20 protein-coding genes are annotated in these 21,256 nt (G+C 67.0%); 13 read left to right on the top strand and 7 right to left on the bottom strand.

What is annotated here, in order from left to right; all coding sequences use genetic code 11:
• Positions 1 to 7 precede the first annotated feature (7 nt).
• From ACF062_RS22115 to ACF062_RS22095, 5 genes are all read right to left on the bottom strand, one after another.
• Positions 8 to 607 carry a hypothetical protein gene (locus tag ACF062_RS22115; RefSeq protein ID WP_392140518.1) on the bottom strand — a complete coding sequence of 200 codons (600 nt, stop codon included), beginning with the start codon at positions 605 to 607 and terminating at the stop codon, positions 8 to 10.
• Positions 604 to 2,268, bottom strand: coding sequence for a DEAD/DEAH box helicase family protein (locus ACF062_RS22110; protein WP_392140516.1), 1,665 nt, complete (start codon positions 2,266 to 2,268; stop codon positions 604 to 606). The genes ACF062_RS22115 and ACF062_RS22110 overlap by 4 nt, the downstream gene beginning before the upstream one ends.
• Positions 2,268 to 4,619, bottom strand: a complete 2,352-nt coding sequence (locus tag ACF062_RS22105; protein WP_392140514.1) for an ATP-binding protein — start codon at positions 4,617 to 4,619, stop codon at positions 2,268 to 2,270. Before ACF062_RS22105 ends, ACF062_RS22110 begins: the two co-directional genes overlap by 1 nt.
• 679 nt (positions 4,620 to 5,298) lie before the next feature.
• Complete coding sequence (locus tag ACF062_RS22100) at positions 5,299 to 6,096, bottom strand: very short patch repair endonuclease (protein ID WP_392140513.1); 798 nt, start codon at positions 6,094 to 6,096, stop codon at positions 5,299 to 5,301.
• A gap of 4 nt (positions 6,097 to 6,100) precedes the next feature.
• Complete coding sequence (locus ACF062_RS22095) at positions 6,101 to 7,453, bottom strand: DNA cytosine methyltransferase (protein WP_392140512.1); 1,353 nt, start codon at positions 7,451 to 7,453, stop codon at positions 6,101 to 6,103.
• Between the two features lie 118 nt (positions 7,454 to 7,571).
• On the opposite strand from ACF062_RS22095, the gene ACF062_RS22090 reads away from it, so the two are divergent.
• The 3 genes from ACF062_RS22090 (at position 7,572) to ACF062_RS22080 (ending at position 10,460) form a co-directional block, all read left to right on the top strand.
• Entirely contained in the window at positions 7,572 to 8,411 is an 840-nt protein-coding gene (locus ACF062_RS22090) for an Eco29kI family restriction endonuclease (RefSeq protein ID WP_392140510.1), read from the top strand.
• 79 nt (positions 8,412 to 8,490) lie between these two features.
• Positions 8,491 to 9,147, top strand: a complete 657-nt coding sequence (locus tag ACF062_RS22085) for an Eco29kI family restriction endonuclease (protein WP_392140508.1) — start codon at positions 8,491 to 8,493, stop codon at positions 9,145 to 9,147.
• A 737-nt stretch (positions 9,148 to 9,884) separates the two neighbouring features.
• Entirely contained in the window at positions 9,885 to 10,460 is a 576-nt protein-coding gene (locus ACF062_RS22080; protein WP_392141191.1) for an HD domain-containing protein, read from the top strand.
• 4 nt (positions 10,461 to 10,464) lie between these two features.
• On the opposite strand, the gene ACF062_RS22075 is transcribed toward ACF062_RS22080, so the two are convergent.
• Both ACF062_RS22075 and ACF062_RS22070 read right to left on the bottom strand, forming a co-directional pair.
• Complete coding sequence (locus ACF062_RS22075) at positions 10,465 to 10,932, bottom strand: NUDIX hydrolase (RefSeq protein ID WP_392140507.1); 468 nt, start codon at positions 10,930 to 10,932, stop codon at positions 10,465 to 10,467.
• Positions 10,919 to 11,689: an XRE family transcriptional regulator gene (locus ACF062_RS22070; protein ID WP_392140505.1), complete on the bottom strand. Its 771-nt coding sequence runs from the start codon at positions 11,687 to 11,689 to the stop codon at positions 10,919 to 10,921. Before ACF062_RS22070 ends, ACF062_RS22075 begins: the two co-directional genes overlap by 14 nt.
• Positions 11,690 to 11,786: 97 nt before the next feature.
• On the opposite strand from ACF062_RS22070, the gene ACF062_RS22065 reads away from it, so the two are divergent.
• The 10 genes from ACF062_RS22065 (at position 11,787) to ACF062_RS22020 (ending at position 20,963) form a co-directional block, all read left to right on the top strand.
• A complete protein-coding gene (locus tag ACF062_RS22065; protein WP_392140503.1) occupies positions 11,787 to 12,485 on the top strand; it encodes a haloacid dehalogenase-like hydrolase in 699 nt (232 codons plus the stop codon).
• A gap of 145 nt (positions 12,486 to 12,630) precedes the next feature.
• Positions 12,631 to 13,728, top strand: coding sequence for a hypothetical protein (locus ACF062_RS22060; protein WP_392140501.1), 1,098 nt, complete (start codon positions 12,631 to 12,633; stop codon positions 13,726 to 13,728).
• A complete protein-coding gene (locus ACF062_RS22055) occupies positions 13,725 to 15,776 on the top strand; it encodes a hypothetical protein (protein WP_392140499.1) in 2,052 nt (683 codons plus the stop codon). Before ACF062_RS22060 ends, ACF062_RS22055 begins: the two co-directional genes overlap by 4 nt.
• Entirely contained in the window at positions 15,773 to 16,843 is a 1,071-nt protein-coding gene (locus ACF062_RS22050) for an enolase C-terminal domain-like protein (protein ID WP_392140497.1), read from the top strand. Before ACF062_RS22055 ends, ACF062_RS22050 begins: the two co-directional genes overlap by 4 nt.
• A complete protein-coding gene (locus ACF062_RS22045) occupies positions 16,825 to 17,271 on the top strand; it encodes a hypothetical protein (RefSeq protein ID WP_392140495.1) in 447 nt (148 codons plus the stop codon). Before ACF062_RS22050 ends, ACF062_RS22045 begins: the two co-directional genes overlap by 19 nt.
• Entirely contained in the window at positions 17,268 to 17,933 is a 666-nt protein-coding gene (locus tag ACF062_RS22040; protein WP_392140493.1) for an HAD family hydrolase, read from the top strand. The genes ACF062_RS22045 and ACF062_RS22040 overlap by 4 nt, the downstream gene beginning before the upstream one ends.
• Positions 17,930 to 18,727 (top strand): class I SAM-dependent methyltransferase, encoded by a 798-nt coding sequence (locus tag ACF062_RS22035; protein ID WP_392140492.1) that lies wholly within the window; start codon positions 17,930 to 17,932, stop codon positions 18,725 to 18,727. The genes ACF062_RS22040 and ACF062_RS22035 overlap by 4 nt, the downstream gene beginning before the upstream one ends.
• Positions 18,724 to 19,560 (top strand): creatininase family protein, encoded by an 837-nt coding sequence (locus ACF062_RS22030; protein WP_392140490.1) that lies wholly within the window; start codon positions 18,724 to 18,726, stop codon positions 19,558 to 19,560. Before ACF062_RS22035 ends, ACF062_RS22030 begins: the two co-directional genes overlap by 4 nt.
• Positions 19,544 to 20,308: a phytanoyl-CoA dioxygenase family protein gene (locus ACF062_RS22025; RefSeq protein WP_392140488.1), complete on the top strand. Its 765-nt coding sequence runs from the start codon at positions 19,544 to 19,546 to the stop codon at positions 20,306 to 20,308. Before ACF062_RS22030 ends, ACF062_RS22025 begins: the two co-directional genes overlap by 17 nt.
• Before the next feature lie 4 nt (positions 20,309 to 20,312).
• Positions 20,313 to 20,963 (top strand): L-threonylcarbamoyladenylate synthase, encoded by a 651-nt coding sequence (locus ACF062_RS22020; protein WP_392140486.1) that lies wholly within the window; start codon positions 20,313 to 20,315, stop codon positions 20,961 to 20,963.
• Positions 20,964 to 21,256 lie beyond the last annotated feature (293 nt).

The following is a 21,256-nucleotide window of genomic DNA, read 5'->3' as shown; positions in this document are numbered from 1 at the left end:
GTTCCCCCTACATCTCGTTGAAATAGACGAACCGCACGCCGAGGAACTCGGCCATGCGCCGGTGCTCCTCCTTCTTCTCGGGCGACACGGGGGCGCGGAACGGATCGACGACGCAGATCATCCAGGGCCAGGTCTCCCCGGTGGACCGATCGAGGATGGCCGGCCACACGAGGTGCTTGAGGTTCGCCGCCGTGCCGGCCACGAAGTGCCGCTCCTCTTCCTCCATCCCGACCTCGCGGATCCTCGCGCGCATCGGCTTCTGCTGGGTGGTCCCCGGGATGACTTCCCAGTCGGGGCCGAGGGCCGCCGCCACCATCTGCTCGAGCGTCGCGGCCGGCCGCGTCACGTACTTGGCGTACTTGCCTTCCCCTCGCCGCGCCCGCTCGTACTCCTTCATAGGACAGTCCTTCAGCCATGGGCGGATGTTCGCCCGCTGCCCCACGAAGTCGAGAAGGCGGCCGCCGATCTCAGGGTCCTCCGTCCACTCCCGGTAGAGGCGGGTGCGGTCCGCATCCTGGAGGTGTGGCCACCGGGCCTCGTCGGCCTGGGTGTAGATCCGTGTGACCACGGCCTTCTCGACGGCGGGCGGGATCTTGTAGTCGGTCACAGGATTCCTTTCGGCAGGGGGAACTGGAGACGTACCTCGTCCGCAGCGGTTTCTAGGTCGGCGGCGTCCTGGATCCACATGTCCATCAGGGAGCCGACCGTCTCGTCCTGGAACTCGATCCGGGAGACATGCGGGAGTTCCAGGTGCTCGGTCTCCTCGGCCTCCAGAGTCCGGCGCAGGTTAAGCACCGCCGCGGCGCGACGGATGTCGGTCACGAAGTCGAGGACCTTCAGAGCCTTCTTGCCGGGGCTCAGGCGTAGCCCGCGGCCGAGCTGCTGCACGAAGATCCTTCGGCTGTGGGTGACGCGCAGGAAGGCGATCAGGTTCACGTCGGGCACATCGACGCCTTCGTTGAACACGTCAACGCAAGTGATTACCGGGACGCGGCCGAGACGGAACTCGTTGAGCAGGACGTCACGTTGCCGCTTCGGCAGACCGCTGTGCAGGTGGGAGGCGTTGGCCCATGCCGGATCCGCGACGGCGAAAAGATCCGCAATGTGCTCGGCGTGCTCAATGGTCTGGCAGAAGACGATGGCGCGGGGCTCGGCGGTCTCCCGCCAGGCCGTCCGCAGGTGCTCGACGATCTCCTCGTCCCGCTGGGGGAGGAATAGGCGCCGGTTCAGGTCCTTGATGGAGTAGCCGTGACGGCTGATGTCCTGGACAGCGTCCCAGTCGACACCATCCGCGTACAGCTTGTAGTCGACGGCTGACAGATAGCCCGCTGCCATGCCTTCGGCGATGCCCATTTTGAAGCTGGGGTGACCGAAGCGGGCGGTGATGTCGAACTTGTCGCCACGCCAAGGGGTGGCGGTGACTCCGAATCGTCCCGCACTCCCGCACAGATCGAGGAGTTCCGCAAACCTGCCGGTCTCGGCCACGTGATGAGTCTCGTCGATCATGATGAGGTCAGGTTCGTAACCCGCGCGCACGGCGGACAGTGCCGACTCGACGGTCGCGACGACGACGCCGTCGAGGGCCCGGGGCTTGCTCTCGCCGGTGAGGAGACGGGTTGGAACGCTCTTCGGGAGGTGCCGCCACAGCGCCTTCTCCAGCTGGCCGACCAGGTCGCGCATGTGCGCGACGACCATGACGCGGGCGTCTGGACGCGAGACAAGGAGATTGCCGATGACTTCGCCACCGACGACCGTCTTACCCAGCCCCGTCGCCAGCACCAGCAGCGCTGTCCCTTCGGCGTCGAGGTCCCTCTCGATCGCGGCCACGGCCTGCTCCTGGTACGGCCGCAGGGCGTAGGGGGCGGGCACGTAGTCAGACATTCTCTGGCCGATAGCGTCCAGAGTGGCTCCGTGCCACAGGGTGATGTCGACGCCGATACCCGCCAGTGCCCGGCGCCGTGCCTCGGCCGACGCGGTGATGTTCGTGTTGGTCACCAACACGGCCTTGTCGGCGCGGTAGTGGGTGCGGGCGCGTTCGAGGTCATCGACGCCCGCGTGATCAGCCGTCCCGTGCGCCTTCCACTTGCTTTGGAACACCCACTGCTCGCGGTCGCGGACCGCGAGCAAGTCGGCGCCATGGTCGTGGGCGCCGTCTATGACGCGGACGTCGTGGAAACCCAGGTGCCACAGAGTCCGTTCGAGCGCCTTGGTCAGCCCCTCCGGGCCGCCGTCGCGCAGTTCGGCGGCCGCCAGGAACGCGGCACTCACTACTCACCCGCCAGTTCGTCGCGCAGAAGGGCGATGCTCAGGCGGGCGCGCCGCAGCTGCGGCGCGGTGGCCTCACCGGCGAAGGTGCCGAGCGTCGCGACGTCCGCGAGGCAGCCCGTGACCCGGGCCAGGCTCAGGGCCTTCCCGGACGGCGAGGACACCCCGGCGTACGGGCCACGGAAGACGGCTCCGTCCATGAATGAGGCTGGCATTGCCTCGACGAGCCGGACCAAGGCCAACGCGGGGACGTGATGGACGAATCCGGAGTCCAGGCCGAGACGGCTGACGAGGCCGACACGTCCGGCGGCGATCGTCGCCTCCTCAGTCGCGATCTTTTCCTCGTCGGAGAGGTGACCGTAGGCGGTTGTGCAGTCGCCGCCGCTCCGGTCGAGGACCTCGGCCACACGTTCGCGGATCTCCGCTAGGAGGTCGCGGGCCTCCGCGCCGACGGTGGTGCCGTCGAGCGCGCTGTCCTGCAAGGACTCGGCGCGGATTGCGGCGACGAGCTGGGATGGGCTCCAGTCGGAGCGCGCCCGAACTTTCAGGACGGCGGCCAGTTCGACCAGGAGGAGATCAGCGTAGTCAGCGCCGAACCGCTGGAACGCGGCATGCTCGGGGTCGACGAGGGCGGTGAGCTCGTTGCCGGATCGCTGGTCAAGGAGGACCGGGACGCGCAGGCCGTTGTCGTCGAGGAGTCGCTCGTCCGACTTCAGCAGCAGGGTCCGCACCTTCACGTAGCCGAGCTCGGGATGGCCGAACGACCGACTCAGGTAGGCGTGCGGCGACGCCGCGCTCTCGTACCGGCCCAGGCGCTCGCTGCGGGTCTCCGTCTTTTCCTTGACCGCCACGGCGGCCTGAGCGAGCACGATGGAGGCAGCCTTGGAGCTGGTCTCGGGCTGGGCGGCGCCGGAGGCGGGGATATCGGCGGGGAGGCCGAGAGCGCCCAGGACGGCCTGTTCGTCGGGCTGGGTCGGCACACTGGCCGCCGTCTTGGCTTCCTTGCCCCGCTTCTTGATCTCCTCGTGCCGCAGGACTGCCTGCCACCAGTGCTCGTCTGTCTGGAACTCAGAGATACCTGCCCGGAACTTCCGACCCCAGTCCCGAGTATCCGCGTGGATCGGCTTGTGGCCGTCGCCCGGGACGAGGCAGCGCAGGCCCGCGTCATTGCGACGGAAGCCCTTGAACAGCAGGGCCAGCGGGCTCTCGTTCTCCGGGTAGCCGAGCTTGCCGGCGCGCTGGGGCTGGAGTGGTGCCACGCCGCGCAGCAGTTCCACGGCGGTGAGCCAGCTGCGGTCCCCGTACTCGAAGGCGTCCTTTTGGTAGATGACGGGGACGTGGTCGAGATGGATCTCGCCGATGAGGCGGCCGCCCTGGTGGGCGAGCTCGACCGGGTACTCGGGCTCTTCGTTCCCTGCGACGCCGTCGGGATTGTTCCAGGTGAAGAGCTGCTTATCCCAGCGCAAAATCTTCCGGCCGTTGCGCAGGAAGTCGATCCCGTACTCGGTCTTGTCGAGGTAGCGCTGAACGCCGAGCCAGCCGTGGATCCGGCGCTCGCGCACGGCCAGGTTGCCGCTACCGCAGACAGAGCAGACCTCACCCGAACCGATCTGCCACTCCCCACAGTCCCGGCAGGCGATCCCGTCCTCGAGTTTCTCGTCGATCGTGATGTAGGCGGGGACCCGCTCCTTGCCGTTGTAGAGCACGTAACGGTCGTCGCCCCAGCGGCAGTGGCGGACCGGCTTGACCTGGGTCCCGCCGACGTAGAGTTCGAAGGGGTGCTCAGTCAGCATCCACGAGTACACCGAGCCCAGGGTGTTGCGGAGCGAGGCGCCGTTGCGGCGCAGCCACTCGGCGCGCGCTGGCTGCAGGCGGTCGACGATGATTCTCGTGCCGTGGTGGGACGGGTTGTCCTTCGGCTCGGTGATGTCCTTCGCTTCGAAGTCGTCCTTGATCTGGTCGAGGTCGATCTCGACGCCGATCCACTCCGTGTCGCCGGCGCGGGTAGTCAGGACACGGGTGCGCCTGCCGAGGCGGGCGGTCGAGATGTTGAAGCCCATGCCGAACAGACCGAGCTTGTCGTGCATGTCGTTCCCGGACCAGCCGGCCCGCACCGCGCGCGCCAGCCGGTCGTACGACATGCCCCGCCCGGTGTCGCGGACTTCCAGGACTCCCTTCGGGGACGACGGCAGGGTCACGCTGACCGTGAAGCCGTCAGGCCACTCCACCCTCGAACGGAGGACGTCGAGGAAGTCGTCGAAGGGGTTGTCGACGAGTTCGGCCACACACTGCCACTCGTCGAAATCGATCTCGCCCAGCATGCTGAGCACGCGGGCGGAAGGGGTGATCTTCACTCCGGCGGAACCCTCCTGACGGGTGGGGACGCTGTCGCGACGGCTGCGGCGTGCGTGGGCACGGCGAAGCCGCCCGACTCTCATGAGTCGAGCGTTCGAACCCGAGGGTAGAGGCGACCGCCGACAATTCGGCCGGAGTTTGCGAACCCCGGCGAATCGTGTGGCTACCGGGGCGGGGATGAAAGTGTTGAACTCTCGTGAACAGGGATGATCCAGTCAGGGATGATGAGGGGAGCGCGTGGCCGTCGCAGCCGCGGTCTTCTCACGCGCCAGGTTTGCGACGCGTTCCGCAGCAGCTTCAGGGCCTTCGTGTTCCCTCGCCCGTGCAGCAGCGACTGGAGGGCCGACTCCGGTACCCTGTCCTTGTCTCCGTTGCCGCGTATTGAAGGACGATCACGCCCAGTTGTCTGCACCCGCGTCGGTGTTTCAGACCACACGGCAAGCCGTCTCACTTGCCGCAGTGCCCCTTTGGCCCGATCCCACCTCCACCACGCATGAAAGACTGGGGTGGTGATTCGAAGCCCAACCGAAGTCACCTTCGGCGCCGACGGCACAGTTGTCCTGCCCATGAGCATCTCGGCTGAGGCTGGCATTAACCCCGGTGAGACATCGCTGGCTCACAGCGATGGATACGGGAGGATCGTCCTGCGTCGTTTGCATGACGCTGTCAGCGACCTGATCAGTGGTCGCCAGCTGTAGCGACGAGGCGCGCCGAGCCGCGCTTTCGCCGGACGGCGTTCTCGATTCGAGTCGCCGCCTGGTCGAGATCGTCGTGCTCCCAAACGCGGATGACTGTCCAGTCGGCTCGGGCCAGCGTGTCGTTGGTCTCCGCGTCTCTTGCCCTGTTGCCGTTGATCTTCTCTCGCCAGAAGTCCGCGTTCTTCGTGGCAGGCCGGTAGTGGTCCGGGCAACCATGCCAGAAGCAGCCGTCCACGAATACCGCGATGCGGTCGCCGGGGAAGACGAGGTCGGCTCTCCGCCGGACGTCGGCGATCGGCTGGCTGTCGACCCTATAGCGCATGCCGCGACGATGGAGCAGACTGCGGAGTAGCAGCTCCGGCCTGGTGTTCTTGCCGCGGTTTCCGCGCATCGAGGCCCGCACCTCAAGCGACGACGCGGTCGACTCGGGCGGCAGTGTCTCTTCCGCCAGAAGCCCCTTCGCTCGTGCTTGTCGCCATGCCTCGGCCAAGTTCTGCTTGCGTGAGGCGAACTCGACCTCGCAGACGTACCTCTCCACGGTCTTGCCGTCCTGTGACCAGCGGAGATAGGCGCGAATGCGTCGTGTTCTCCGGTACAAGCGAAGCGTAATCGAGGCGCGGGCGAGGCGCCCGTCACCCAGGTCGACGTTGCGTCGATTGCGGCCGCCAGCGGCGCGGTCTTGCTCAACCGCCGGCGCGGCCGCGCCGGCTCGGCGCCTATACGCGCGCTCCGGGGGCAGCCTGTCCTTCCAGTGCTCCCCGACCCCTGTCTGCGGCATGACGCTAGTGTCCCGCCGCAGACAGGGCGTCGGCGACGGCCTTGGCGAAGAACTCACCGAGGACAACCGGAACAGCATTACCCAACTGCCGCATTTGCTCGCCGCGGGGGCCAGAACCGTGCCACTCGTCGGGGAATGTCATTACTCGGGCGGTCTCGCGCACGGTCATGTAACGATGCAAGTAGGCCCAGCCGTCCGGTGACGATGAGTCGCGCACCCGCTTGTCCAGGAGCATCACGGACTCACCACCCGGCACGCCGTGAACGCCGGCCTTGACGGTCTTCGCGGGACGGTCGAGTTCGTTCGGGGTGTGCCCCTTGTAGATGCGGGCTCCCGGCCAGCCGATGTGACCGACGACGTCGATCTCCTGACCGAAGTCGAACTTCTCGTGGAGCCGCTCCAGATTGACAGAGGGTAGCGCCGGGAGCTTCACGTCCGTGCCGTAGCCCTGGATGGCATCGCGCAACGTACGCCATGGCTGGCAGTCGTCTTCTTTGATCACCTTCGGGAGGTGCTTTCGCACTCGCTCGCGAACGTGGTCTTCTACATTTGAGTGGCGCTTCCAGTAAGGTCCGTCCTCATCGCGCATGGAACGGAACAAGGCATCCGCAGAGAATCTCTCCGTCTTGACGTATTTTTCGAAGGCGTCGACGTCCACGCCGAGGTCAGCCCGGAAGGCCACAATCACGACGCGGTTGCGTACCTGCGGGACTCCGTAGTTGGCGGCGTTGACCCGCACCATCACGACTTTGTAGTGATCCGGGTCGCTGTCTTCGTCGGATAGTTGGTCGAGAATGCGAGTCAGGTGCGCATTGTGCTCCTGCCACTTGACCTCATCGTCGCGCTTCTCGAACGGAAGGCGCAGCTCGTTCTGGATGTACTGGAAGTAATCAGCGAATGACGGTCGCAGCAGTCCGCGGACGTTTTCGCAGATAACTGCCTTCGGGCGCATCTCTCGCACGGCCTTGAACATGGCGGGGAACATGTTGCGCTTGTCCTCGTCGCCCTTGGCGGCCCCGCCAGCGCTGAATGGCTGGCACGGAGGGCCCCCGGCGAGGACGTCGACCTCACCCTGCAGGGCACTCAGGTCTAGATCGCGCACGTCCCCCGGGTAGAGGGGAGCTGGCTGCCCCGGTTGTGGCGGCTTGGGGTTCTTCTCCTCGGTGCGCTCCAGGCCGTCCACGCCGAGGGTCTTCCGCGCGCTCGCGATGAGTGTCTCGCAGGCCCGGTTGTTGAACTCGTTGAACAGGAGTGGGCGGAAGCCGGCTTGGTGGACTGCCATGGCAAGGCCGCCCCCGCCCGCGAACAGTTCAACGCTGGTTCGCGGATTCTTTACTTCTTCGGGCAGGTCAACCATGGGGGAACCATACCGCGGAGTTAGCGATCATGACGGGTTTTCACTCGAACGGGGCGCCTATAAGTGAGCAAGGCCATAGGATCCGTGGTGATCAACGCGGCAGAAGGGACTGCAGGGAATGACGCAGGCGGCCAGGTCGGACGATCGTGGCACCTACCACGACGACTTTCGGCTAAGCATCACCAAGGCCCTTGGTGATCAACTGGCTCAGGCGCTGACGCACCTGGGTCGAGCCCCGCTCGCCGAGCGGTACCTCGCCAGCCTCGACGAGCGGCCCGGCGTCTACCAGCTATACCTTCACGGCGAGTTCGTCTATGTGGGCAAGGCTGATAAGTCCTTGCCCAGTCGACTGGCCAACCACCTGCGGAAGCTCTCGGGTCGACGCAACATCGACCTCCGCGACGTTTCGTTCTCCTGCCTGTACGTCGACGAGGACTTCTCCGCACTGGCTCCCGAGCAGCTGCTCATAAGCCACCACAAGGAAATGGGCAACATACCTTGGAACAACAATGGTTTCGGCAATAAGGATCCAGGGCGTCAGCGTGACAGCACGATCCTAAAGAAGAACCATTTCGACGTCGTCTACCCGATCGACTTGGGTCGGCCCGTAGAGGGACTGACGTCCGGGCAGATCGCGCTGAGCACCTTTCTCAAGGCGCTTAAAAACGGACTGCCCTACAACTTCCGGTACACCGAGCCGCCGCGCTCGAAGGCGATCTTCTTGACTGTGCCTCAGGCCGGTCTGTCCGCCGACGAGGCATTCCATATGGTATCCGAGGTGGTTCCGGAAGCGTGGCAGATCGCTGCCCTCATGGGGTACGTGATCATGTACGCGGACTCCCCTAACGAGTACAAAAGCGCCTGGCGGTACTACCGGTCTGGCAGAGTGATCGAGACCGAGCCCGAGGCTTCGCCCGAGGAGGTCACTCAGGACGATCTCTTCGACACTGGCGAGTGACCAGGAAGCGCAGAAGTCGAACATTGCTCGTCCCAGCGGAACCTCCCCCCGCAGACCCTCGATCACCGGTCAGGAACCTATGCCCGCCGAGTACGTCCCCGCGTCGTTCGACCCTCTATCGACCGTGCAGATCGCGAACACCATCTGTGAGACCTTTGAGCGGCAACCCCTGGTCTCCATGACTCACGAGATTCCGAGGTTCGAGGGTTCCGGGCTCTACGCCCTCTACTACCGTGGCGCGAACGTTGACCTATACCTTCCGCTCGCCAGCCTTCAGATCCCCGTTTACGCGGGGCAGGCCCTTTCCAGCAACACCGCCACCGGGGAGAGGGTCCGGGAGCGGTATCCGCTCCATAGCAGGCTCAAGCAACACCGTGTGTCGATCATGGAAGGTGGCCTCCCGATCGCCGACTTCCGGTTCCGGGCCCTCCTCCTGCCCGACGTGCACGCCGATCTGGGAGAGAACGCGCTGCGCGTCGGATACACGCCGGTCTGGAACAGCAAGCTGAAGGGCTTCGGCAGCAAAGAGCAGGGGGCGACGACCCGCCAGAGCAAGAAGAGTAAGTGGGACACAGTGCACGATGGGCGTCGGCGCACTCACGGTGGCGTCATACATGACATCGAGAAGCTGGTCGCGGAGGCCGAGGCTCACATCGCCCGGCAAGTGCTCGACTACGACAGGCTGCCGTGGCCTCACCCCACCATCGACAGCTACCTTGACCTCGACATCCCGTGAGCTTGACCGTAGCTCCGTTCGTTGCACTGTGGTCGGCGGCACGGCGGAGGAGGGGGACCCGAGAGGTCCTCGGATAGGGCATCCCGCTGCAGCCACGATAAGGGTCTGCGATGCGGCCGCCGACGACTCAGGAAAACAGCCGTACAACCTCCCGCGCAGCCCCAGGCCGGGATGCCCGGCTTCTAATAGTGCCAGGCTCAGCCCATGCCCGTCGCGAGTACGCATCGGCGGAGCTCTGAGCATGGCTGGATGTCGTAGAGGCCGAACGCGAGGCCCGCTGCGGAGATCCGCGGGCAGCCCTGCGCTTGTTCCGCCGCGCCGAGGACCCTCTCGCCGAGAGCTCCGAACATGCCAGGCCCGACAGGGTGGACTGGTTCAGCCCTGTCCGCCTGTTCGTGTTCAAAGACAACCCGCAGTTGAAGACCGACCACTTGCTGCGGGTTCGCCAAGCGCTCGTCGCGTACTCGAGGGCCTGCCCCGAGTGGGACAAACAGCGCACCGTCGGGACTCGGCCAATGTGACCGCGACGGTCTGACGGGCTGGGTTCGCCGTCTCCGGGAGGAGGGTGCACCCCAGACGGGAATGGTCCAAGTTCGCCGGATGTAGCACGGCAGGAGCGACGGACCAATACAGGTACCGGTGCGCGCGGTTGACCGCTTCGAATCGTGGCTCCGCGGGCAGCGAGGTCGTCACGTTCGTCGTTGTTGTTCGCGCATCCCCGCCATGCCCGCAGTCGTATGCTCACGAGCGTGACGACGGTCGGGTACGCGTACGAGTTAGCGGAATCGCTGTTGGGTGAGAGCCTGCCGCGGCGTTGGGCGCATACGCAGGGGGTGGCGTCCTGCGCTAGAAGGCTGGCGCCCGTCATAGGAGACAGGGCTGAAGACCTGGAGGCGGCGGCTGTGTTGCACGACATCGGCTACGCACCGCCCCTCGTCGATACCGGCTTCCACCCGCTCGACGGTGCTCGCCACCTGCGGACGCTCGACGCCGTCGGCGATCGAGTTGTCCGCCTGGTGGCGAACCACTCCTTCGCCCTCCTGGAGGCCGAAGAACGCGGACTTCGGACGGAGCTGGCGGACGAGTTCCCCTTGCTCGACGACCCGTTGCTCGTCGACGCCCTGGTGTACTGCGACATGACGACGACGCCGGACGGCGGACGTACGACGTCCGAGGAGCGAGTCGGGGAGATCCTGGGCCGCTACGGCGCGGACAGCATCGTCGGACGGTTCATCCGCCGGGCCGCGCCTGAGATCCACGTCAGTGTCGGGCGGGTGCGGGCCTTGGCGGATGAAGCGGGCCTCGCGCCCTGAACCGTTATCCGAGGTAGGGGTAGGTGCCGGCCAGATAGTGGCCGATCTGTTCGTGCATGCTCGGGTGGATGTCGAGGGCTTCGAGCTCGTCCGGGTGCACCCAACGTACGTCGTCTGCCTCCTCGTTGATCGTCGGCTTACCGCCGACGGGACGCCCGATGTACGCGACCTCGAACTGCTGGCGGATCTCGCCGTCGGTGTACGCGACGATGTGTGACGGATTCGAGTAGACGCCGAGGAAGCCGGTGACCTCCGCGACGATGCCGGTCTCCTCCTGGCATTCGCGTACCGCGCACTGGGCAGGGCTCTCGCCGATGTCCTGGGCGCCTCCGGGCAGGGCCCACTGGCCGGTGTCACGGCGTCGCTGCAGGAGGATCTCCCCGTCGTCGTTCACGACGAGCAGGTTGCTGGCGGGGATCAGAGTGTTGGCCTTGGGGGCCTTGGGGTCGTAGTAGTACTCAGTCCTGCCCACTGCGGTGGTGCTCCTGCCTGTCGGGCGCCCAGGGGCGCGCTGTCTTCCAGACCGCTTCGAAGCTCTCGTCGTACCGGTCGAACCATTCTGCGTTGGCGGTGCGGCGGAGCTGGAAGAGCGGGTTAGCGCTGGCCGGCTGGCCCCAGATGTGGGTGTTGACCAGAAGATGGTCGTCGTAACGGAAGAGGGAGTTGTACAGCGTCGTGTCGTGCAGTCGTACCTCGCAGCCCGGGTGGCCGACGAGGGTGCGGTAGTAGGTGAGCGAAGCCCTGACCTTGGCGGCCAGGGTGTCGCCGATACCTTCCTCGTGGCCGCGGATGCGTACCGCTTCTCCTGCTGGATCGCCGAAGCACAGCCGCACACGCACGCCGGCCTGGGCGCGTTCCTGGAGCATGCGAGCGATATGAGGGTTGCTCTGTGCGAAGAAGGTGCCGGAGAAGACCAGGACGTCGATCTGCTTCATGGCCCCTAGCAGCAGGGAGATCCAGACATCGCGGGGGACGCTCGCACGGTTTGGGAACGTGTCCGCGATCTCGGACTGCGCGGCACCGAAGCGAGATGTCTTCTCGCCTGCCTCGGGCCACAGGTACGTCTCATCCACCCGCAACAGGTTGGCGACGGCCCAGCGGTGTCGACGGTGGGGGACCCGGCCGCTGACCCAGCGGCTGGCCGTCTTGGGGTCGACGGAGCAGGCTTCGGCCACCTCATCCACGGTGAGGCTGCGTTGCACGAGTGCGGAACGAAGTCGCTCATTCACTCAGGTAAGCCAACCGGACCGCACTGCCTGCGGCAAGAGCATCTTCCGACATCACTGGGGGAAAGGCGGGAGCTGCACGTCTGCCTACGCTGGTGGTGTGCCACTCATCGTGCTTTGGGACATCGACCACACGCTCATCGAAAACTCGGGCGTCAGCAAGGAAATCTACGCGGCGGCTTTCGCGACGGTCGCTGGCCGCGCGCCTGACCGTCCTGCCCGTACGGAAGGGCGGACGGACCGCTTGATCCTCGCCGACATGTTCCGGGATCACGGGTTGGAACCACCAGCCTGGGAGCGGATCGCGCTCGCCCTGGAGGCCGCGGGCGCGAGGCGCGAAGCGGAGCTCTCGGCGCGCGGCGCTGCTCTTCCCGGTGTGCGGGAGGCACTCGCGGCAGTGGCTGCGGAACCGGACATGATCTCCTCGGTGCTCACAGGAAATATTGCCGCCAACGCCCGGGTGAAGCTGCGTGCCTTTGGGCTCGATGTGCTCCTGGACATGGAGTGCGGTGCTTACGGAGAACACTCAGAGGATCGTGCCGCCCTCGTCAAGGTGGCACGAGAGCACATTCAGCAGACCCATGGCCTTCCGCACGACACGCCCGTCGTGCTGATCGGTGACACCCCTCGCGACGTCCAGGCCGCCCTCGACTCCGAGGCTCATGTCGTCGCCGTGGCGTCTGGCATCCACAGCGTCGACGAGCTGCGGGCCGCCGGGGCAGGGGTGGTTCTCTCTGATCTGCGGGGTGTCGCCGCTCTGGTGAGTCATCTGCGCTCGCTGGCCGAGGTCAGCGACTGAAAACGTCCCAGGACGTCCCCGAGAGGTCCCAGGACGGCGTTCGGCGTCCTCGTGTTCCACGACAGTCTCTGCGTGTCGTCGGCAGCTGAACCCTTACGGGCCGCCGGCGCATCACCCCCTCCGGCTGACTGGACGGAGCACGCGCATGACGGCACTACTCAGTGGACAGACCAGCACGACCTCCACGCTCAGAGCGGTGGAACGGCTCGCAGTCAAGTACCGCGTGCCCGTCGAGGACGCGCTGCTCATCGCGGTCAATCTGCACGGCATCGACTCCGATCTGCCGCGCCACCGGGCCCGCGTCCAGGTCCGACTGCTGAGCGCGCCATCGGTGCCCTGGCAGCTCATAGTCCCCCTGAACGTCATGAACTCCCCGTTCCGGCTCAGGGGCGAGCACCTCACGCTGGGCGGCGCGCCGGTCGGGATCGTCGAACGCATCGATGCGGACGAGGCGGTCGGCGGGTACTTCCGCGACGGCGGCGCGGCTCTCACCCTCAACCCGAACGCGCGAAGCCGTTGTGTGGGGTGCGCCTTCTGCCCGAACACCCTTGAAGCTGCCGCTGACCCTCGGCTCTCGGAGGAGCGGGACCTGCAGGAGCTCCTCTCCGCTCTGCGGGAGCAGCACCCGCGCCGAGACCTGATGGAACTGCATGAGGTGACCGTCTCAACGGGTTGCTTCGAACGCGAGGCGGCGGCGGTGCATCACCTTCGCACTCTGCGGGCCGTGCTCGACGAACACGGTGTCAAAGCGCGAATCGGCTTCCTGACCTCAGTGCTGGGATCCAAGTACGCCTTTGATCAACTCGCCCGCGACGTGGCACCCTTCGTTCTGCGGCTCACTGCTGAGTGCTTCACTCGCCGGGATCTGCTGCTGAAGGCCAGTAAGGCTGTACTCGTCGCATCGCAGATGCCGGGAGTGCTCCGGCGCGCGTTGGAAGCCGGTCACGGCACCTCGTTCACCTACATCGTGGGGTTGGACGGGCTTGAGGCCCTACATGCGGGCGTCGGTGCGCTGGCTCCATACGTCTCCGAGTTCCCCAACTTCCAGGTCTACCAGGCCCACAACTCAGTCATGGCCGGCCTGCGAACCCCCGGGGCCCAGGACCTGGAGCACTACTTGCAGGCCCGCGTGGTGATCGAGGACATCATGGGTCCCACTGGGCTGCGGCCCGCCGCATGGGAGTGCTACCGGCCCCTGTGGTACTTCACCTTCGCTGAAGAGCCCCTGGTCGGTGCGCGGTGACCGAGACCGCCGTTCTGGCCGATGCTCTGTGGCGGGCGACCGTCTACGTCTCGGTCTGTCAGCTGCACTTGCGGGACAACGTTCTGCTTGCGGAGCCGCTGGTCGCCGAGCATGTGAAGGAGCGTCCCTCCGGCCACTGGGGCACTGTGCCTGGCACTGCGTGGGCGTTGTCCCACGTGGTGCTCGCTGCCGGGCACCTGGACCGGCGAGTGGATGTGGTGCCGTTCCTCGGCGCGGGGCACGCTGGTGTCGTCCAGCTCGCCGCGTCCTGGGTGACGGGTGAGCTAGCGAAGGTGCGGTCGCGGTTCGGCTCGGATGCGGATGGTTTGCGGCGGCTGGCGCAGGCGTTCCCGGACGTGGAGGGCCTCGGGGCAGAGGTCTCGCCCTCTCTCCCGGCTGGTGGCTTTCTCGGCGGGCGGCTCGGCGGCTGTCTTCCGTTCGCGCAGGGAGTCGCCCTCGACGCGCCGGACAGGGTTGTCGTGCCCATCATCGGGGACGGCGAGTGTGAGACCCCTACGACCGCAGCTAGCTGGCTGGGGCAGAGAGCCCTTCCCAGCGCCTCGGTACTGCCCATCGTGCACGTCAACGGCTTCCGCATGGGGCAGCAGTCGCTGCTCGGTGCGATGAACGACGACGAGCTCCGCGCATACTTCGGCGGCCTGGGCTGGACGGGCTCGGTGGTCCATGTAGTGACGGGATCTCCGCAGGAGCACCGTGCCTTCCACGCGGCGTTACGGAAAGCACTGGAGGAGACGCTTACCGGGCGGCACACGGTACTGATCCTGCGCTGTATGAAGGGCTGGGGCGGCCCCCCATCGCTCGGAGGCCGCCCCCTGCTGGACACCTCCGCCCTGCACAAGACACCGCTGGTCAACCCGCACACCGATCAGGAACAACTCACCGAGCTGGCCCACTGGCTCGCCTCCTACCGGCCCGCAGATCTCTTCGACCCGGACGGACGCCCCCGCGAGGAACTAGCCGAGGCGGTGGCCATGGCTCGCTGGTGCTCCTTCGCTCCAGCCGAGCGCCCGGGAGCAGCAGGACGGATCTCGGTCCTCCGACAGGTGGACACGTTCGGTGAAGCGGTCACCGAGGTCATGAAGCGGCACGCCACACGTGGAGATTTCCGCGTCCTCAGCCCGGACGAGCTGTCGTCCAACCGGCTCCCGGGCCTGGTCGGCGAGCCCTGGGCACACGAACTCCTTGCGGAGGAGGTGTTGCTGGAGTGGCTCGCCGGTTGGACCGCCAGTGGGCGCCGAGGGGTGATGGTCTCGTACGAGGCGTTCGCACCGCTGCTCACCAGCGGCTTGGTGAGTCACATCAAGCAGCGGCGCTTGGCCGGCGCGATGGGCCTGCCCAGCCTCAACCTTCTGCTCACGTCTTATGGGTGGCACAACGTCTACACCCACGGTGATCCGTCTCTGGCCAGTGCACTCCTCGCCCTGGCCGATCCGCGGGTGCGCGTGCTGACACCGGCGGACCCGGTACGCACCGCGGTCGTCCTGGACGAGGTCTTCGACTCCGTCGATGGCGTCAACCTCGTGATCGCCGGAAAACACGCCTGCACCGGGCACCCCGTCGCCACGCTCGACGAGGAGCGTGAGCATGGCTTAGCGATCTGGCCGCACCTCAGCGACGACGGTGAGCCCGATCTCACGATCGTGACGGCTGGAGACATCCCGGCCGCCGTCGCCACCGAGGCCGTGGACGCCATCCGCCATCGGTATGGGTGCCGCGTTCGTGTGGTGAACCTTCTCGACCTGACCGTTCTCGGCGACTCGTCGCGGTGGCCTCGCGGCCTCGACGACGGGGAGGTCGACCACTACCTCGGCACCCACGCTCCCGTGCTCGTCCTCACCCTTGGCCACTCCGCAGCTGTCTGGGTGCTGCTGGCCGGGCGGCTCCGTCGCCCCGTTGACGTCATCGGCTGGCAGGAGCCGCCCGGCCCCATGCCCCAGCGTTCCCTCGCCCACGCCCTCCGCATGGATCGGCCGGGCGTGGAGCGATCCGCCGGCCTTCTGCTGGCCTCCCGCGAGGTGGTCCGATGAACCCGGCGACCATCGAGCGCCTGGAGATCACCGAAGTGCGGGAGAACACGGCCCCGGGCGACGACGCGATCTTCATCATGATCCACGGCGCGGGTGCTATCGGCACCTACGGTCCGGTCAGTCAGCGGATCGGCAGCTATGTGAGGGATGCGTTGGCATCCGTCGTGCCTGGCGCCGACGCCCTGGATCACGTCCGGCTCCTGGAGCGGCTGCGTACGGCGTCGCGTCGAGCCCCGTCGGAGAGCGCGTCGTGGGCGGTCGGTGCGATCGACTGTGCCGTCTGGGATCTGCACGGCCGGCTCGCCTCCTGTCCCGTCGCCGCCCTCCTGGGCACCGATGCGCCACGGTCAGACGTATCGGCCTACGCCTCCTGGCTTTCCCAGGACCTGGCCGCCGTCGACGACTTGGACGTACTTGGCAGGGTCGCGTCGGGCGGCTGGTCCTTCACCAAGTGGGGACTGCGTCGAGCGTCGGCCGACGCACCCGATCTCGCCGCCGTGCGCATGGCGAGAGCCGTGGAGCGCAGTGCCCAGGCCGTCGGTGCCCCGCTTGCCGTCGACGCGGTGGGTACCTGGACTCCAGCTGTGGCCATGGCCTTCGCCCAGAGTGTGGATGGCGGCAGCCTCCGCTGGCTGGAGGACCCGCTGCCGCGTCACGACCTGGACACCTATGCACTCCTCGCGGCCACGCACTTGCCGCTGGCCGTTGGGGAGCGCGCGTACGTCGACGAGGACCCGGCCGGGCTGATCCAGTACGTCAGCCCCAGCGCTCTGACCCTCGACGTCGTCGGTTGCGGCGGTCTTACCCGTGCACTTCAGATCCTCGAGGTGGCCCGCGCCCAGGCCGTCCCCGTCTACCCGCACGGGCGCTCGCTCGTCCCCGGCCTCCACCTCGCGGCCGCCCATCACGACGCCGTACCGGCCGTGGAGTACCGGCTCCAGTGGGAGCCGCGACGGCAACTCCTCTACGACACCCCACTTCATGTGGAGCACGGACGTATTCGTCTGCCGGCCACCCCAGGTCTCGGCACGGCCCCGAGGAGCACGGCATGCCCAGCACATCGATGACCGTCGCTGTCCACGGCACGGTCGTCCAGGGACCTGATGGGCCGTTCCTGGTGCTCTCCGAGCGGCTCGACGGCCACGACACCTTCCTCAAGGGGAGCCTGGAGACGGGAGGAAAAAGGATCTTCGTGCGCATCCTCACCCTGGACGACGTCACCGTGTTACGCCCGGCGGGGCACTCCGCCGTCCCTGCCGTGGGAACGGAGTGGGACGGAACGCTCCACCTTCCGCATGGGTTACGTCCACGCACCGTGCCGCCGGACCTTGAGCAGGCAGCCGCGAAGGAAGGGCGCGCCCTGGAGGCGCTGGACGAGGCGGAGCTGCGCTACGTCCTGACCTACCTGTCCGAGTCCACGACCACCACCATCAGACAGGCGCGCGTCGAGGCCATCGTCTCCGCCCTGCCGGCGATCACCGGGAGGCCCCAATGACCACCGATCCCTCACTCCTGGTCATGGTCGACGTCGGCGGAACCCTCGGCACCGCCGATGGCCCGGGCCTGACGATGCGGCTGACGGAAGCCTCCCCGCTACCCGCGGCTCAGGCCCGGGCGGTCATGCGGGCCAGCCTCCACACCCAACCGGAGATCACCGACGCCGTGGCAGCCGGGGTCTGCGAGGCATTGGGGGTACCACCAGAGTCATTCCCCCGTGATCTTTCCCCGGCCCCGTTCCGTCTCTTCCCTGGCACGACGGAGGCTCTGCGCCGGATCAGTGGCGTCGCGACCGTGGTCACGCTGTCCAACGTCACGTGCGTCGACGCCGACACCGAGGGACTGCGCGGCCTGCTCTCCCCCTGGGTGAGCGACTACTTCCCCTCCTGCCGCATCGGACACACCAAACCGGACTCCCGCGCCTTCCACACCGTCATCGACCAACTCGGTGCCGTCCCCGATCGCGTGATCCACGTCGGCGACGACTGGGCCTGCGACATCGTGGGGGCCGTCGAATCAGGCATCAGGGCCGTCTGGATATCCCGCAGGCGCCAAGTTCCCGATGAAAACTTGGTCGTTGACCACGGCGTACGCGTCGTCGCCGACCTGACGGCGGCCGCCACGCACATCGAACATCTCGCAGCAGGGAGCGTCACATGAGCCTCTTCGCCGGAACCACCACGTATTACCGCCAATTCCGCCCCGGCATCCCCGACGATGTGGCATCGGTACTCGACCGCGCTGCCCCGGCACGCCCCGATGGCCACCGCCGACTCCTGGACATCGGTACGGGAACCGGGCTCGTGGCCGAGGCTCTCCTCGACCGCTTCGGCGACATCATCGCCGTCGACAACGACGCCGACATGCTTGCCGCGGCCGAGTCGGCACTGCGGCCGAAGCTCCCCGAGGGCTTCAACCTGTCCCTCGTCCAAAGCACGGCCGAGGACTTCACGCCACCCGCTGGCTGGCAGGCCGAACTCGTCACCATCTGCCGCGCGTTCCACTGGCTCGACCAAGCCGCCGTCCTGACTCTCCTGGACGAGCAGGTCGCTCCGGACGGCGTGGTCGCCATCTTCGGAGACAACAGCTTCTGGGCCGCTGGGAGCCCCTGGAAGGAAGCCGTCCGGGATGTGGTGAAGAGCTTCCTCGGAGAGCAGCGGCGGGCGGGATCCGGCACTTTCCAGCACCACAACCGCCCCTACAGCGAGATCATGGAGGAGTCGCCCTTCAATGAGGTCGAGGAAGTCCGCGTACCCGTCCAGCGCACCTGGGCCGCGGAGAGCATCCTCGGTTACCTCTACTCCACGTCCTTCGCCGCTCCTCACCTCTTCGGTGACCGGCTGAAGGAGTTCGAGGGAGCGCTGAAACACCGGCTGGCCGACTTCAGCGACAACGACACCTTCCCCGAGGAGAACGAATTCCTCATCCGCCTCGGACGGCGGGGCAAGAAATGACACTTGCTGGCGAGGGGCTGTCCTACGGCAGGCTGACGGCCCCGCGCCTCACGTCCGAGCTGAGCGAGCGGTCGGTCCTCTGCCTGCCGGTCGGGTCTCTTGAGCAGCACGGCCCGCACCTGCCGCTGAACACGGACAGCCTCATCGCCGAGCGCTTCGCCTCGCGCCTGGCCGTGCACGTCGCGGACCGTCACAACCTTTGGGTCGTGCCCCCTGTCCCCTATGGGCTCTCTCCGGAGCACGCCTGGTCACCCGGCACCATCACCCTGAATGTCTCGCTCTACACCGCCTTGATCGAGACGCTGGTGGGGGAGTACATCGGGGCCACGCCCGCGCGTACGGTCCTCATCATCAACGGCCACGGAGGCAATAAGGGCGTCCTTGAGGCCCTCGTGCACCAACTCCAGCGCACGCACGATGCGGCAACCTGCGTGGTCAATCCCGGCTCTCTCGCCGCCGGCCGGCTCCAGGACGACGGCGAGTTCCCCGAGGTGCACGCCGGCATCCGGGAGACCTCCCTGATGCTCGCCCTCGCACCCGACGACGTACGGATGGACCTCCTCCCGAGTGAGCCCATTCACGATCCCGCCCGACGGGAGGAGATCCAGCGCCTCGTATTCGGCCGGGGCACCACATGGCCCTGGTCGTCGGACGACCCCGCGATCTCCGCGCACGGAGTCATCGGTGGCGACCCGCGGCAGGCCACCGCCGATCACGGCCAGGCCCTCGTCACCGCCGCCCTGGAGGCGTGTGTGGACGTGCTGGACCGGCTCGTCCCACCCACATCCCACGAACCGACCGGCGTACGGGGGCCCCATGCGTCTCACAGCTGAGGAGAAGGTGACCTTCAAACGGGACGGCGTCCTCATACGACGCGGCTTGGCCGACCCCGACCAGGTGAAGCGAGCCGTATCCCTGATCGACGTGTCGTACCGCAAGGAAATGACTCCGGACGACATATCCGCATACTCCCGGCGCACCTTCGCCCCAAAACTGGGGGACAGCGCAGAACTGCTCGCCTTATACACGGAGACAGACGCGGCCGAGCTCGTCGGCGACCTGCTCGGCGCCGCCGCACCGGTCACGACCGCGCAGATCCAGATACGCGTGCCCGAAAGCGAGTTCCCAGGCATGCAACCGGTAAAGGCCATGCATGTCGACGGGGTCTCCTGCCCTCACCTGGACCCGCGCGAGCTGCGTACGTTCTCCCTGCTGGTCGGCGTGATCCTCTCCGACGTCAGCGACCCGCGGTGCGGAGCGCTGCACTACCTGCCCGGCGGGCACCTCGCCATGGCCCGCTGGTTCGCCGAGGAGTGGTCACTCGGAATGACAGAGCAGGTTCCGCCAGAGATCGACCGCGAGCGAGGCACCCCGTTTCTCGGCCTCCCCGGAGACGTCCTGCTGATGCACCACCTCGTTCCCCACACGGTGGCCCAGAACTTCATGCCATTCCCCAGAGTGATGGCGTACTTCCGCGTCTCCCACCCGCATCACGCAGGCCGCCGCCTCCAAGCTCTCCGTGACCCCTGGCTCGACTACCCGCCCCTCGCGGATATGCCCGCGCCTACTTTCCAGGAGTAGCACCATGCGCATCGTCTACCCCGGCGAACTCGATACCGCTGCCGGCGCCATCGAGGCCGGAGGGCTCGTCATCGTCCCCACCAACCGCTGGTACATGATCTGCGCCGACGCCAGCAACGCAGACGCCGCCGGCAGCATCTTCGAGGGGAAGCGGCGCCCGACCGGCAAATCCCTCGCCTACGTCACTCCCTCGCTGACTGTCTGTGAACAGCATTTCCAACTCGGAGCCGAGGCACGGAGACTCGCCCAACAGTTCTGGCCCGGCGACCTCGCACTCCTCCTGCCGTGGCGGGACCCCGAGGACGCCGCATGCCATGCCGCTGTCGGCTCGCCGGCGCTCACCACCATGGCGCCCGGGTTCCTCGGCGAACTGGCTGCACGGGCCAAGGTCCCTGTAGCCGCGACGACGGCCAACATCTCCGGTGACGCCGGACCGGATGACCGCGGTCCCGCCGTCACCCTCGACGAGGTTCACACCTTCCTCGCAGCCTCCGGCCTCACGGTGTCCGTCGTCGTCGACGGAGGGGTCTGCCCTGCGGCCAACCACATGACGATCGTGGACTGCTTCACCCCGGAGGCCAAGCTCGTACGCACGGGCCTCGTACACCAGCGAGCTGTCAACGCAGTCCTTGGACGGGAAGTGCGGCCCTCCTGATGGAGATATCGAGTCGCGTCGCGTGGGGACGGGCGCCGGGGCCATGCAGGCTGCGGATCGCGGTCGAGGGCGGGAAGCAATGAAGCCCAGGCCACTCCTCGACACACACCCGGCAAGGGACGACGAGGCGTTGCGGCGGGTTCTCGAAGATGCCTCTATGGACCGTTGGGAGGGCCGCGCGATCTCCTAACCTCTACCGGCCAGCGGCTGCGACCGGGAGTGGCTTGCGACGCGGCGTCGACTCGGGGCGGTCCGGGTGGTGCCCATGCTCCAGATAGAAGCGCCCCGCGTCC

The sequence above is a fragment of the Streptomyces sp. NPDC015345 genome (assembly GCF_043078805.1).
In the GTDB taxonomy this organism is placed as follows: Bacteria; Actinomycetota; Actinomycetes; order Streptomycetales; family Streptomycetaceae; genus Streptomyces.
Note: the sequence above shows the minus strand (reverse complement) of the source record. Positions and strands in the feature narration are given on the sequence as shown.

Coding starts and splice junctions, on each gene's coding strand:
- ACF062_RS22100 (WP_392140513.1), bottom strand. CDS start 6,096: ATGCCGCAGACAGGGGTCGGGGAGCACTGGAAGGACAGGCTGCCCCCG.
- ACF062_RS22095 (WP_392140512.1), bottom strand. CDS start 7,453: ATGGTTGACCTGCCCGAAGAAGTAAAGAATCCGCGAACCAGCGTTGAA.
- ACF062_RS22090 (WP_392140510.1), top strand. CDS start 7,572: ATGACGCAGGCGGCCAGGTCGGACGATCGTGGCACCTACCACGACGAC.
- ACF062_RS22085 (WP_392140508.1), top strand. CDS start 8,491: ATGCCCGCCGAGTACGTCCCCGCGTCGTTCGACCCTCTATCGACCGTG.
- ACF062_RS22080 (WP_392141191.1), top strand. CDS start 9,885: ATGCTCACGAGCGTGACGACGGTCGGGTACGCGTACGAGTTAGCGGAA.
- ACF062_RS22060 (WP_392140501.1), top strand. CDS start 12,631: ATGACGGCACTACTCAGTGGACAGACCAGCACGACCTCCACGCTCAGA.
- ACF062_RS22050 (WP_392140497.1), top strand. CDS start 15,773: ATGAACCCGGCGACCATCGAGCGCCTGGAGATCACCGAAGTGCGGGAG.
- ACF062_RS22045 (WP_392140495.1), top strand. CDS start 16,825: ATGCCCAGCACATCGATGACCGTCGCTGTCCACGGCACGGTCGTCCAG.
- ACF062_RS22040 (WP_392140493.1), top strand. CDS start 17,268: ATGACCACCGATCCCTCACTCCTGGTCATGGTCGACGTCGGCGGAACC.
- ACF062_RS22035 (WP_392140492.1), top strand. CDS start 17,930: ATGAGCCTCTTCGCCGGAACCACCACGTATTACCGCCAATTCCGCCCC.
- ACF062_RS22030 (WP_392140490.1), top strand. CDS start 18,724: ATGACACTTGCTGGCGAGGGGCTGTCCTACGGCAGGCTGACGGCCCCG.
- ACF062_RS22025 (WP_392140488.1), top strand. CDS start 19,544: ATGCGTCTCACAGCTGAGGAGAAGGTGACCTTCAAACGGGACGGCGTC.
- ACF062_RS22020 (WP_392140486.1), top strand. CDS start 20,313: ATGCGCATCGTCTACCCCGGCGAACTCGATACCGCTGCCGGCGCCATC.